At 60.8% G+C, this 12,815-nt stretch carries 11 protein-coding genes and 2 pseudogenes; 5 read left to right on the top strand and 8 right to left on the bottom strand.

Going from position 1 to position 12,815, the window contains the following annotated elements:
• From HDG39_RS32215 to HDG39_RS32200, 4 genes and pseudogenes are all read left to right on the top strand, one after another.
• The coding region (locus HDG39_RS32215; RefSeq protein WP_184011995.1) for a polysaccharide biosynthesis tyrosine autokinase at positions 1-2,004 on the top strand (2,004 nt) is incomplete at its 5' end.
• A gap of 68 nt (positions 2,005-2,072) precedes the next feature.
• Positions 2,073-3,311 (top strand): lipopolysaccharide biosynthesis protein, encoded by a 1,239-nt coding sequence (locus HDG39_RS32210; protein ID WP_184011993.1) that lies wholly within the window; start codon positions 2,073-2,075, stop codon positions 3,309-3,311.
• A gap of 82 nt (positions 3,312-3,393) precedes the next feature.
• Positions 3,394-4,542, top strand: coding sequence for a hypothetical protein (locus HDG39_RS32205; protein ID WP_184011991.1), 1,149 nt, complete (start codon positions 3,394-3,396; stop codon positions 4,540-4,542).
• A gap of 8 nt (positions 4,543-4,550) precedes the next feature.
• Positions 4,551-4,709 (top strand): annotated as a pseudogene (locus HDG39_RS32200) (UTP--glucose-1-phosphate uridylyltransferase); the annotation flags it as partial.
• A 238-nt stretch (positions 4,710-4,947) separates the two neighbouring features.
• Here the strand turns inward: HDG39_RS32200 and HDG39_RS32195 are convergent.
• From HDG39_RS32195 to HDG39_RS32170, 6 genes are all read right to left on the bottom strand, one after another.
• Complete coding sequence (locus tag HDG39_RS32195; RefSeq protein ID WP_184011989.1) at positions 4,948-5,778, bottom strand: ATP-binding cassette domain-containing protein; 831 nt, start codon at positions 5,776-5,778, stop codon at positions 4,948-4,950.
• Positions 5,778-6,782 (bottom strand): ABC transporter permease, encoded by a 1,005-nt coding sequence (locus tag HDG39_RS32190; RefSeq protein ID WP_184011987.1) that lies wholly within the window; start codon positions 6,780-6,782, stop codon positions 5,778-5,780. Before HDG39_RS32190 ends, HDG39_RS32195 begins: the two co-directional genes overlap by 1 nt.
• A complete protein-coding gene (locus HDG39_RS32185) occupies positions 6,782-7,891 on the bottom strand; it encodes a sugar ABC transporter substrate-binding protein (protein WP_018422191.1) in 1,110 nt (369 codons plus the stop codon). Before HDG39_RS32185 ends, HDG39_RS32190 begins: the two co-directional genes overlap by 1 nt.
• 291 nt (positions 7,892-8,182) lie before the next feature.
• Positions 8,183-8,809 carry a uracil-DNA glycosylase family protein gene (locus HDG39_RS32180; protein WP_184011985.1) on the bottom strand — a complete coding sequence of 209 codons (627 nt, stop codon included), beginning with the start codon at positions 8,807-8,809 and terminating at the stop codon, positions 8,183-8,185.
• 44 nt (positions 8,810-8,853) lie between these two features.
• The gene (locus HDG39_RS32175) at positions 8,854-9,402 is read right to left on the bottom strand and encodes a DUF488 domain-containing protein (protein ID WP_184011983.1); all 549 of its coding nucleotides are present in this window, start codon (positions 9,400-9,402) and stop codon (positions 8,854-8,856) included.
• 35 nt (positions 9,403-9,437) lie between these two features.
• Complete coding sequence (locus HDG39_RS32170; RefSeq protein ID WP_184011981.1) at positions 9,438-9,674, bottom strand: hypothetical protein; 237 nt, start codon at positions 9,672-9,674, stop codon at positions 9,438-9,440.
• Positions 9,675-10,097: 423 nt separating this feature from the next.
• Between HDG39_RS32170 and HDG39_RS32165 the strand changes: the two genes are divergently transcribed.
• Positions 10,098-11,006: an alpha/beta fold hydrolase gene (locus tag HDG39_RS32165; protein WP_184011979.1), complete on the top strand. Its 909-nt coding sequence runs from the start codon at positions 10,098-10,100 to the stop codon at positions 11,004-11,006.
• A gap of 451 nt (positions 11,007-11,457) precedes the next feature.
• On the opposite strand, the pseudogene HDG39_RS32160 reads toward HDG39_RS32165, so the two are convergent.
• Both HDG39_RS32160 and HDG39_RS32155 read right to left on the bottom strand, forming a co-directional pair.
• Positions 11,458-11,718, bottom strand: a pseudogene (locus HDG39_RS32160) (ABC transporter substrate-binding protein); the annotation flags it as partial.
• A gap of 33 nt (positions 11,719-11,751) precedes the next feature.
• The gene (locus HDG39_RS32155; RefSeq protein ID WP_184011977.1) at positions 11,752-12,579 is read right to left on the bottom strand and encodes a MetQ/NlpA family lipoprotein; all 828 of its coding nucleotides are present in this window, start codon (positions 12,577-12,579) and stop codon (positions 11,752-11,754) included.
• Between the last annotated feature and the right edge of the window lie 236 nt (positions 12,580-12,815).

Raw genomic sequence — 12,815 nt, 5'->3', positions numbered from 1 at the left:
AAAACAGAGGCGACGGCTGAAATGGAAATCCTGCAGTCGAGAATGGTGGTCGGAAAAGCCGTCGACGATCTGCACCTCGATGTCAGCGCAAAGCCGAAGCGCTTTCCATTGATCGGAGACTGGTTGGGCCGGCAAGCCAGGAGTCTTGCCGAGCCAGGTATCTTTGGATTTGGCGGATATGCATGGGGCGATGAAGCGATCAAGGTGTCCAGCTTCGACGTCCCGGAAGCATTCGAAGGCGAGAAGTTCGTTCTGACCGTTCTGGACGGCGGGCGCTACCGGCTGGAGCAGTCGGATCTCAGCGAGCCGATCGAGGGCCGCGTGGGCAAAAAGCTCGACACGAAACTGCCCGATGGCGCGATCACGCTACAGGTCGATTCGCTGAAGGCAAAGCCGGGCACGCAATTCATTCTGGAGAGACAGTCGCGCGAAAAGACGGTGGAAAGCCTGCAAAACAGGCTGGCCGTCTCGCAGAAGGGTAAAGACAGCGGCATCATCGGCGCATCGCTGACGGGCTCTGAGCGGTTGCTGACGGCCAGCACGCTCGCCGAAATCGGCAATGCGTATGTTGAGCAGAATCTGAAGCGCAAGGCGGCGGAAGCCGAGAAGTCGCTTGAGTTCCTGAGCGAGCAACTGCCGCAACTCAAGAACGACCTGGAGCGCGCCGAGGGACGCTATAACGACATGCGCAACCGCATGGGCGTGTTCAATCTGAGTGAGCAGGGCAAGGCCTATCTGGATCAAAGCGTCGCCGCGCAGCGCAGCCTGCTGGAACTGAAGCAGAAGCGCGCGGAGATGGGCGCGATCTACGCGCCGGGGCACCCCGCGATCCAGGCGATCGATCAGCAGATCGGCATGCTGAGCAGCAGGATCGGAAGCTTGTCGCAGCAGGAACAGGCGTTGCCGGACCTGGAGCAGAATGCGGTGCGCCTGACGCGTGACATGAACGTGAACAACGAGCTTTACGTCGGCATGCTGAACAACATGCAACAGCTCAGACTGGTTCGCGCCGGCAAGGTTGGAACGGTGCGGTTGATCGATAACCCGGTGGTGCCGAAAGAGCCGATCAAGCCGAACAAGCTTGTGGTGATTGTCTATGCTGCGTTGGGCGGCCTGATTCTGGGCGTGGGTGCGGCGTTCGGGCGTACGGCGCTGTACCGGGGCGTGACTGACGCGCAGGAGATCGAGGAGCAAACGGGCCTGAACGTCTATGCGAGCGTGCCGCTGTCGCAGGCGAAAGTCGCGCGACCCGGCAAGACGCCGAAGCTGCCCACGGGCGAGAAGTTCCTGCTGGCGAGCGAGTTTCCGCGCGACCCGTCGATTGAAAGCCTGCGCCGACTCAGAACCGCGCTTCATTTTGCAATGCTTGAATCGGAATCGGGCGACAACCGCGTGCTGCTGACGGGGCCGACGGAGCAGGTGGGCAAGTCGTTCCTTTCGGCGAATCTGGCGGCGGTCGTATCGGCGGCCGGCAAGCGGGTGTTGTTGATCGACGCGGACCTGCGCAAAGGTCATCTCGAGCAATACTTTGGTCTCGACTCGACCCCCGGCCTGGCTGACTATCTGACGTCGGACGTGACGTCCGACCCGGTGATCATGCGTGACGTGCGCCCGGGCCTCGACTTCGTTGCGCGCGGAACGATACCGGAGAACCCGGCCGAGCTTCTGGTGAGCGAACGCATGCAGCAATTCCTCGCGAAGACGAGCCAATACGATATCGTGCTGATCGACACGCCGCCGGTGCTCGCCGTATCCGACGCGACCGCGCTTGCGGATAGCTGCGGCACCGTGCTGCTGGTGACCCGCTTCGAGACCACTTCCATTGCGCAGGTGCTGGAGGCCACCAAGCAGCTCAAGCAGGCGAATGCCCGGGTGAAGGGTGTGATCTTCAACGCGATCGACACGGATGTCTATCGCTATAGTCTGGGCGCGCGCGCCGGCCTCTATCGCAGTGCTTCCTATCTCGACGCACTGCCGGCCAGCGGAACGACGCAGAAAGGCTAGCCTTCAGACGACAACCATCGTCGTGTAGAGCGATGAAAAATTCACCCGGACTTCGACGTAGATAAATTGTGAATATCAAACATTCGATCGTAAGTATCGCTGGAGTCGTACTGAGCCAGGCGCTCAATTTCGTTTCGATTCTATTGATCGGGAAGTTCTGCGGGCCGACGGCTCTCGGGTACTTCAGCCAGCTCATGGCCGGTGGTCTTTTTATCGGGTCGGTGATCGGCTTGCGTCTGGAGGTTGCGTGCATGGCGGCGGACAAGGCCCAAGCCGTGCGCGCAATGACGAGTTCCAGTGCGGTCGCCATAGTGATCGGCGTGGCGCTCGTGGTGGCCACGGCAGCGGCCGGGCATACGGAATACATACCTGTTATCGGTCTGGCACTTGGCGTGTTCCTGCAACAGGCGTTGTGCGGAGCACTCACCACCGAAAGAAAGTACGCGCAAATCGCGACGATCCGGTTCTTCCCGAATGCCGCGTTCGCCGTCTACTTTGTCTGCATGATGATGGTTTCGAAAGGGGAGTGCACAGGCACCACCGTATTCAACATCTATAGCTGGATTTTTCTGGCCTCGACCGTTGTGCCTGCCGCGATCTGCCTTTACTCGGCGCGCCGGATGATCCCGTTGGCCTTCATCAGGTTCTCCGCGCTTCAGATCCAGTATGCAAAATTTGGTGTGCCGACCACTACGCTGAATTCATTCGTGATCTATGCGTCCGCCATTTTGATGCCGATGATCTTCGATCATCGTGACGCCGGCATCTTTGCGCTGGCGTATCGTGTGGGTTACTTTCCTGCGTCCCTCTTGTCGCAAAGTTTGGGCGCCGTTTTCCGCCGCGATCTGATCGATTATTTCGACGGCCACAGAAAAGACAGAGCGAATCCATCGAAACAGTTTTTTACTATGCTGACGTTTATCAGCATTTCTCTGGTGGCAGCGTGCTATGCAGGCCTTAGCCTCATTATCCACGTGAAGATGGGCGACGAATGGGAACCGTCGATGTCAGTGTACCTGATCTTTATTCCCTATTTCATCACGATGGCGATCTATGGCTCGATGGCTCAGGTATTCATTGTCGCGAACCGGCAGAAGATCGACTTGATGATTCAAACAGTCAATGCCGTATCGATTTTCCTGATCTTTGCGACGGCTCATTTCCTCGGCGTCGGATTCTTCCACTCGCTTCTTCTGCTCAGCGTCTGTGGAACGATCGTGGCAAGTGTGGGCACTTACCAGGCGCTCAAGATCGGCAAGGAGCCGAACGCTTATTTGAATCGCCAACCTAGTTTTGAAGCGCCGTGATCTCTGCGCTCAAAAATCAGCGACGTTGCAAGGCTAGCTCCTCCACCGCGAGGCGAGTCGCTCACTTGTTCAGGGAAAGAGAATGCGCATTGTAAAACTCCCCGGCATCATCGGCAGGAATGCGAGTCCAGGCGTTTCGGCCGCGGTCTGGTTCATTCTGTTCATCGCGCTTTATGCGATCTCCACGTTTCACGACAGCACGTTGCCGGCGCGTTTTCTGTTCGACGAACTGGTGATCTTCGACCGGATGAAGACCGTCACGGCTTTCAGGGCGTTTGGCGACTCATTTGACAATCTCGCGTGGCTGTTCAACTTTTTCGGTCTCCAGAATTTCTCGATTTCTTTGATAGGATTTCTCGCATCGACTATCGGCATGTTTGTCGCCATCTGGCGTTCCGGTGTCACTTCGCTAAAATCGGCCGAGTTCTTTCTGGTTGCCTTCTGGCTCGCCAATCAGACCGTCTACATCGGCGTTCCGTCGAAAGAACTCATCATTTCGGTTCTGGTTTTTCTGTTGCTGTTTTACAACTCGTCGCGTGCGATATTGGCTTTGTTTGTCGTCCTGGCAGCGCTGGTAGCCATGTACTTCAGATCGTACTGGGGTATCACACTGGCCGCAACCGTGTTTCTTTATTTCGCGCCAAACGGCTTCAAAAGGCCGGTTCCGTTGATCTTTTTCGCGCTGGCCATGTTTGTGGTGGTCGCCTTCGTGTTCCAGAAGGCCTATGGCGAATCACTGGATTTCGCAAGGCAGAACGCCAATGAGTGGCGGGACCCGGAGGAAGTGGGGTCGATGATCGTACAGTTCATTCCGGGCAGCGGTATGTTCATTGGCGTGGCGAACGTCGCCATCACGCTGGCGAGCTTCGTTTTGCCGGTGCGGTTGATTACGTCGGGTTCTCCGCTGCAAATGCTCGGCGGCGTTGGCGTGTTTTTCACTTTTGCGATTGTATTTGTGCGTTATCGCTCCGCGGCGGCGTTATTTCCAGTGGGCCGGTTCGAGACACTTTGTTTTTGTTTTCTGGTTAGTTTCCTGTCAACGCAAGCTATTTTCGAGCCGGACTACGGGTCGTTTCTGCGGCATCTTTCACCGGTTTCGCCGATGATCATGTTTCTCGTCCTGCGGCTCTCGTACGATGAACACATAACGGTATCGGCGCAGAGTGCGTCGCGAGTGAACGGCGGCGACCATCCCCAGCCCACATTGTCGAAGCATCGCAGCGCCTCCTGAATCGCAATGACGGTCCGCTGATTCAGTAGGCCGTCGATGAAGCGATTGTCGCCAGCATGACAGAAATGATCTTCGTGACGGGTCGAAGCAAGCGCGCCATTGAAAATCATTTCGAGAAATCGAATGAGATCGGCGCGGAGCTCGAGGCGCGCGGCAAAAAGGCGCTTTGGGGCCCGCGACCTGGAGACGGGCGGCTACAAGATCGAAAACATCGGGGCGAACTATCTGACGCGCATCGGTGGGCACGACGTGACGCTGCGCGCGGCGATCGACAACATCACTAATCGCGCTACTGGACGTTCCAGTACTCGGACTACATCGCGCCGGGCGATCCGCGCATGGTCAGTGTGAACGCGAAGATCGATTTCTGATTTGAGTTGCGCGGTGTCGCGGGCCGTGGCGGGCTCACTGCGCGCCGCCGGCGCGCATGGCCCGGTATTCCCGCTGCACGATGTCCATCAACTCCGCCACCGAAGTCAGCGCGCTCTGTTGCTCGTAGGTCACGCGGCCTCGCTGCATCAACATGATGCGATCCGCGATATCGAGCGTCTGCGCATAGTTGTGCATGATCATGATGATCGAGAGGCCGCCTTTTTCCTTCAAGCGCATCAGAAGGTCGATGATGAGTCCCGCCTCGCGCGCGCCCATCGCGGCGAGCGGTTCGTCGAGCAACAGGATTTTCGCGTTCGAATGCACGGCGCGCGCCACGGCGATCGCCTGGCGCTGGCCGCCCGAAAGACGCTCCACGGGCAAATCCACCGAAGGCACGTGCACGCCGATATCGTCGAGGCATTGCGCCGCGCGCTCGCGCATCCGTTTGTGGTCGAGCAGCCTGAACGGCCCGCGCCGCACGATTTCGCGGTTCAGGAACATGTTGTGGTAAATGCTCAGCGAATTCGCGAGCGCGAGATCCTGATACACGCATTCGATGCCGAGCGAACGCGCATGATCGACCGAGCGCAACAGCGTCTCCTCGCCGTCGATGTGGAGCGTGCCGCTCGTTTGCTGATGAAAGCCCGTGAGGATCTTCACGAGCGTGGACTTGCCCGCGCCGTTGTCGCCGAGTATGCCGAGGATCTCGCCCCTGCCGAGCGTGAGCGAGACGCCATCGAGCGCCGTCACCGCGCCGAAGCGTTTGACGAGGCTGTCGCCGCGCAGCGCGAGCGGGGCGTTCGGCGCGCTGCGCGCAGCGGCCGTGGCATTGGCGCCCGCGGAGGAGGTTTGCGATTGGTCCATCATCGTCCACCCTTGCGGCGAATGCGCCCGACGTGGATGTTGAAGATCATCGCCGCCAGAATCGCGGCGCCAAGAATGATGTTGAACGTAAACGCGTTGATACCGATCAGTGTAAAGCCGTCGTTCAGAATGCCGAGCACCGCTGCGCCGATGAGGCCGCCCACGATGGTGCCCGAGCCGCCCGTGAGCGGCGTGCCGCCGATCACGGCGGCGGCCACGGCAAGGAACATGATCTGGTTGCCGCCGGCCTGCGGGTCGATCGAGGTAATGCGAAAGGCTTCGAGCATGCCGGTGAAGCCCGCCAGCACCGCGGCGAGGACGAAGTTGCCGAGGCGCAGTCGCTTCACATGTATGCCGGCCTCGCTCGCGCCGAGCGGATTCGCACCCGCGGCCTGCGTATGCAGGCCCCAGCGCGTATGTCGCAACAGCACGTGCATCGCGGCCGCGATCACCAGGGTCCAGATGATCTCGCTGTAGCCCCACGCGCCCATGAACGCGGCGAAGGTGGGCGATCCCGGCGTGGCGGCGGGCGTGCCGCGCGAGATCGTGAGCGTGATACCGTTGATCAGAAAGAGCGTGCCGAGCGTCGTAACGAACGAGGGCAGCCGCAGCCAAACCGACACCGCCCCGTTCACGAAGCCGACGATTCCCGCGGCCAAGAGCCCCGCGATCACGGCGAGCCACATCGGCGCGCCCGCGTCATTCGCGAACACCATCATGAATGGCGCGAACGCGAACACCATGCCCGCCGACAGATCGATGTCGCCGCCGATCATCAACATGATTTCGCCGAACGCGATGATCGCCACCGGCGCGATGAACTGCGACAGGTTGACGAGGCTCGCGTTGGTGAGCAGGAAATCGTGGTTCGCGAATTCGAAGTAGGCGGCCAGCAGCACGGCCACGAGCAGGATGCGCAGCTCGGCTGCCCATTGAGACGCGAAGGAAACGCCCGCGCGCCGGGACGCGCGGACCGCTTTGCTGGTTTCGTTCACTGTATTCATCAGGACTTGATTGCGCCGGATCTCGGAACGATTTGCTCCTTGTCGGTCTTGCCTTCAAAGCGCGTCGAGGTATTCAGGTACGGCTCGACGTTATCCTTCGTCACGAATTTCAGGCCGGTGTTGATTTCGGCCGGGCCGACGAGGCCGCCGGAGCTGAGGAACACGAACGCCTGCATCACCGTATAGAAACCCTGGACGTAGGGCTGCTGATCGATGGTGAAGTCGAGGAAACCTTCGTGGATCAGCTGGATCGTGGTCGGCAGCAGGTCGAAGCCGCCGCCGTGCACGCCTTTGGACGGCAGGTTCGACTCTTTCATCACCTGCGCGACGCCCTGCGTGCTGCCCGCATCCACCGCGAACATGCCTTTCAGGTCCTGGTGGCCCAGGTAGAACGCCTTGATCTTCGACAGCTCCTCGTTGACGGTCGCGCCCGTGGCCACGGTCTGGATGTCGATCTTCTTGCCGGACTTCTTGATGGCGTCGCTCGCACCGTCCAGACGCGGCTGGATGTTGAGCTGCCCCGGCGTGGCGATGAACAGCCCGACCATGCCGCTGTCGATCAGACTGACGATGCGCTCGCCCATCTGGTAGCCCGACAGATACAGGTCCTGGCCGATATACGCGAGGCGCGGATTCTTCTTGCCGCGCGGCGCGTCGGCGTTGTACGCGAACACCGGAATTCCGGCGTCGAGCGCGGCCAGGATGGGCTTGTCGAAAGCGCTCGGATCGACGATCGGCACCGCGATGGCGTCGGCCTTCGCGGCAATCGCCGAGTTCACGGCGCGGACCATTTCGCCCGCGTCCGAAGTGGCCGAGCCGGTCCACTGATAATCCATGTTGAGCAGTGAGCAGGCATCCTGAATGCCGTACTGCGTGGGCACGAAGAACGGGTTGGTGGTGACGTGATTGACGAACACGATCCTCCACTTCTTGTGCGACGGAAAAGCCGTCTGCGCTGCCTGCGCGGTGCCGATCAGACCGCCCGCGCCGCCTAGCGCGCCCATCAGCGAAAGCGCCGCGCCGAGTCCCGCGCCCTGCATCAGCCCCCGCCGCGCCGTGCTGAAACCGTTGCCGCTGTTTTTCTGATCGTCATCCCGTTGCTGTGCCATCTGATCCTCCGGTTCTTGTCTTCATTGGTCGATGTGGTCGACGTTGCGTCGATTGCGTGCAGATGCTGGACGGCACCGGGAGTTCGCGGGGCAGCGCGAGAGTTTGGCGTGGGACGTGCAACCCCGATTCGGAAGCGCTCGATACGAGCCGTGCGGTACCGCAAAAATGTTAGTGCAGTGCGGTAGCGACTCCTAATCCATGTATACCCGTAACCGTTCCGAAGATTGGGACGCCGGGCCAGGATGCGTGTTTACCACGAGCGGCTGATCGCGCGGATGGGTGCGCGGCGCTCAAAGCTCGCCGCCCGCCAACACCGTCGCCACGTGCTGGCGCAACGTCGGCAGCACCGCGCCCTCGAACCAGGCATTGCGCTTGAACCACGCGATATTGCGCGGCGACGGATGCGGCAGCGGCATCACATGCGGTCCAAACTGGGCCCACCTGACGAGCGTTTCGGTCGAGGTCGGGCCAAACGCGTCGCCGAGGCCAAAGCGCTGCGCGTATTGTCCGATCAGCAGCGTTAACTTCACCGAACGCATTTGCGCGAGCAATTCGCGGTGCCAACGGCCGGCGCACTCGGGCCGAGGCGGCAGGTCGCCGCTCGCGCCGCGGCCCGGAAAACAGAAGCCTACGGGCACGATGGCGAATCTGGAGGCGTCGTAGAAGGTCGTGTCGTCGACGCCCAGCCATGTCCGCAGACGCGCGCCGCTCGCGTCGCTCCACGGCACCCCCGACGCATGCACGCGCGCGCCTGGCGCTTGCCCGATGATCAGAATGCGCGCCCGCGTGGACGCGGCGAGCACGGGGCGGGGCGCGTGCGGCAGCATGGGTGCGCACACCGTGCAGGCGCGGATGTCGCGAAGCAGCGTGTCGAGCGACGTGTCGAGTTTCGGCGGACGTTTGGTGGTAACAGCCATAAAGCGGTGGAGGTGACTGGTGCGCTGTCGTGTCGTGAGTCGGCTCAGTTCTGCGCCTGAGCCGGATAGATCAGCGTGCCGTCGGCGTGGGGCTCGGCGCCCGGCGTCATCGTGGCGGCGTTCGTGTGATGCGCGTCCATGATGTGCAGCACGGTTTCACCGTGCATCAGCAGATAGTCCGTAATGATACGCCGGTGGCAGCGCCACCAGACCGCTTCCGAGCACATGATCGCGCAGCGCTGCCGATGACCGAGCGTCAGAAGTTGCGCCAGTCCCTCGCGGAACGCGTCGCTCATTGCATAGTCGGCATAGTTGCGAAAGGCCGGATGCGTCCAGTACGCATTCGGCGACGGCGCGTCATCCTTGCGCTTGCTGCGGCGTCCGCCGAGCGCGGCGAGATGCATATAGTCGATATGTTCCGGTGCGAGCGAGGCGGGCAGCGTGTCGCGATTGAACTGCGGGTTGGTCCGCGAGCGCGGGATGCTGCGCACGTCGACGAGCAAGGCGATCTGCTCGCCTTTCAGTAAGTCGACGAATTCCTGCAACGGACGTGTCGAGTGGCCGATCGTGAAAAAAGGGCGTTTCGTTTTCATGCGTGTTTCGCCGGCGCTGATAGCGGCGACGATGCCTACAGATTTACAACGTGTGGCGCAGTAACGTCAACTGTGTCCCGATTCAGGCGCGAGTCAGTGGCCGGCGTGCTGTTCGTGCGACGCGAAAGCCGGCTCGCGACACCGATGCTCCCCATCGACCTGCTGCGCATGCCGGTGTTTTCATTGTCGATGGCGATGGCGATGGCGATGGCGATGGCGATGGCGATGGCGATGGCGATCTGCTCGTTCGCGGCGCAGACGATGGCGTACATCGTCCTGCCGTTCTACTTCCGAACTGAGCCTGATGCCAGATTGCCGAGTTCGACCCCTGCGCCCGGACGACCAAACATCGCGTGGACGTCGGCTTCCAGACGGCCTAGCGACCATTGCGGAACCGGTAGGTTTCGAGCTGTCCATGTGTCTGGCAATGTCCAGGTAATAGGCCTATAACGACAGCAGGGCTGCGCACTGCATGCGCCACGACTACGCGACGTGGGCCCGTTGCCAAAAGGCGACACACTAGCCCCTTTGCTCTCTCCTGCGCGGCCCGAGCTCGCGTCCTCCGGTCATAGAGTCCGGCGGCGAACCTTTACTGACGCTTCGCAAGGGCAGGCGTTCGTACGTGCGCAACGCCGTGTCTCGGCTCGGCTGCTGCACGCGGAGAGGCGTAACCACTGAATTCAGCGAGGCGTGCAATGAATCCCACTAAGCAGATAATTTTGATGACTCTTCTTTTGGCAGCGGCACTTTCATTTACCGCATGTAAAAGTCCGTCGGTCTATCCTCCTGAAAAGGTCGCTTCGGTTAATGGAACTCACCTCGCGTACACCGAAGCTGGGCAGGGCGAGACGGTCGTTTTCGTGCACGGAGCCTGGGCTGACACCAGAGCATGGACGGGACAGCGCGACGCAGTGTCGGCACACTACCGGTTTGTCGCGTACAGCATGCGATACCACACCCCCAACGAGTGGCAAGACAACGGCAGCCTTTACAGCATGCAAACACATACAGCCGACCTGGCGGCTTTTATCAAATCGCTCAACGTTGGCCCGGTTCACGTAGTCGGTCACTCTTTCGGAGGTCAGGTGGCAGCGCAACTCGCGATGGAGCACCCGGAACTGGTGAAATCGCTGGTCCTCGAGGAAGCATCCGTCTTTACGGTTTTAGATTCTCCGGCAGGAAAGGCGGCCGCAGGGGACTTTTTCAAGCCCGCGCCATTGGCAAAAGACGCATTGAAGATGGGCGATTCGTTGAAAGCTACCCAAGTCATGATGGATTCGGTGCTTGGAGATTCAAACGGTTGGGATAAACTGCCGCCCTCGTTCGTTGCCATGCTGAGTGATAACGCTAAGACGATGGGACCGTTTATGGCCGCGACGCCACCTGCAGTGGGTTGCGTCCAGGTTGGGACCATCAAAGCACCGACGCTTATCATCGAAGGGGACCACAGCATCGCGTTCTTTCGCGAAATCGACAATGTCCTCCTTCGTTGTATTGCCGGAAGCGAGCGGGTGATCATCACCGGCGCTGACCACCTGGTGCAGTTGCGTAATCCGACGGCAATGAACGACGCGTTGCTAGCGTTCCTGGGAAAGCATTCCTGACCCGCCGCCGATCGAATCCACCGTATCTGGGCGCCCAAGGCGGGACGTAACCTGGCGGCGCAGCCGGAAGACCATGAAGCTGCGCGCACATCCATATTGGCGTTATGGTCTATGCCTGCGGTCGAATTGAGCGCCGACTCCGTCGCGCGGGGCGTTCATCGTCATGCGCATGCAGATATGGTTGCCGGCTGACATGGATTTGCGACCCGAATTGTCGCGCACCTCACGTTGATCAACTGCGCAACCTGAGCGGGCCGCTGTTCGTTCCACTGCACGCTCGCTCCGTTCGCCGGTTTGATGTCAGATATCGATCGCCCTTCCACAAGCGTCCGCCCACTCTTCTCATGCCGCTTCATGGCCGAGCAGACGCTGAAGCTGTCCGAAACACAGACCGGTATTCTGATGACGCCGTGGCCGCTCGTGACCGCGTTGATCGCACCGGTCGCGGGCCGGCTGTCCGATCGGCGGGCGCGAGGAACACGAGCTTAACGTCGCCGTATTGCAGGCCGTGCTGACGCAGTAGTTTGACGAGAAAGTAGTGGACGTTGCTGCCTTTGTTGAGCGCGATCCGTTTGCCCTTCAGGTCCGCGACCGAGCGGATCGTCGATTGCGGCGGCACCAGCACCGCTTCCGAATGCGGCCGCTTGACGGTCGCCGCTACATAGGCCAACGGGGCGCCGGCGGCCTGTGCGAAGATCGGCGGTGCTTCGCCGCCGCTTGAGTCGTGCGTTGTTCGTGCGTCAGGTTAGTGCTGGGGCGCGCCGTCCCATGCCGGCAGCGTGGCGCCGTGATAAACGGTCAGGATCGCCGAGGCGACGTTGGTCTGCTGGTAGCTGTCGACGATCGTCTTGACCCACACTGCGTTCGCGTCTTTCGCGTTGACCGCGATGAAGTTGCGGTACGGGTTGCCCGGCACTTTTTCTTGCGCGATGCGTTCCTGCGGAATCTTGATGCCCGCTTTGATCGCCCAGTCGGTATTGACGACGGCAGCGTCGAGGTCGCCAATCGCGCGGCCGACGATGCCGGCGTCGAGCTCCTTGATCTGGATGTGCTTCGGATTCTCCGCGATGTCGCGCGCGGTCGGCAGCAGGCCGACGTCGGGGCGCAGCTTGATCAGTCCATTCGCCTGCAGCAGAAGCAACGCGCGGCCTTCATTGCTCGGATCGTTCGGCACGCCGATCGCCGCGTCCTGCGGCAGCGCCGCGACCGATTTCACCTTGCGCGAGTAGAGACCGATCGGCTGCACGTAGGTATAGCCGACCGGCACGATCTGATAGTGGCGCGCCGCGATCTGCGCGTCGAGATACGGCTTGTGCTGGAACGAATTCGCATCGAGGTCGTGTTCCGCGAGCGCTTCGTTCGGCTGCGTATAGTCGGAGAAGGTCGTGATCTTGACGGTGACGCCCTGCTTGGCGGCATTGGCCGCGACCGCACGCCACACGTCTTCGTCCTCGCCAGACATGATGCCGACTCGCACCGTTTGTCCCGCCGCGAGCGCCGGTTGCGCGCTGACGATGCCGCATGTAACGAGAACCGAGAGGAGTGCAGCCTTGAGCGCTTTTGTCGTAGCCATGTTTGAAAAGAGATCGAAGTGAAGGTCCGGAGATCGTAGAAGGGCGCTCGTTAGTGCACAAATAATATCGAGCGCTATCGTTATCGCGCTTGAGCGTAAGCGGCGGAACGACGTGCATGGCGCTTCTGGGAATAAGCTAAGTGCGATCGCCGCGCTGGAATGAAGCGAGCCGCAGCGGGGTTGGCGGACGCCGGATCGTGCGAATGTCCGCTGGCGCGGTTTTCGTTTCAGGTTGC

This window comes from Paraburkholderia lebeckiae, assembly GCF_014201005.1.
Classification (GTDB): Bacteria; Pseudomonadota; Gammaproteobacteria; order Burkholderiales; family Burkholderiaceae; genus Paraburkholderia; species Paraburkholderia tuberum.
This window is presented reverse-complemented; position numbering and strand designations above follow the sequence as displayed.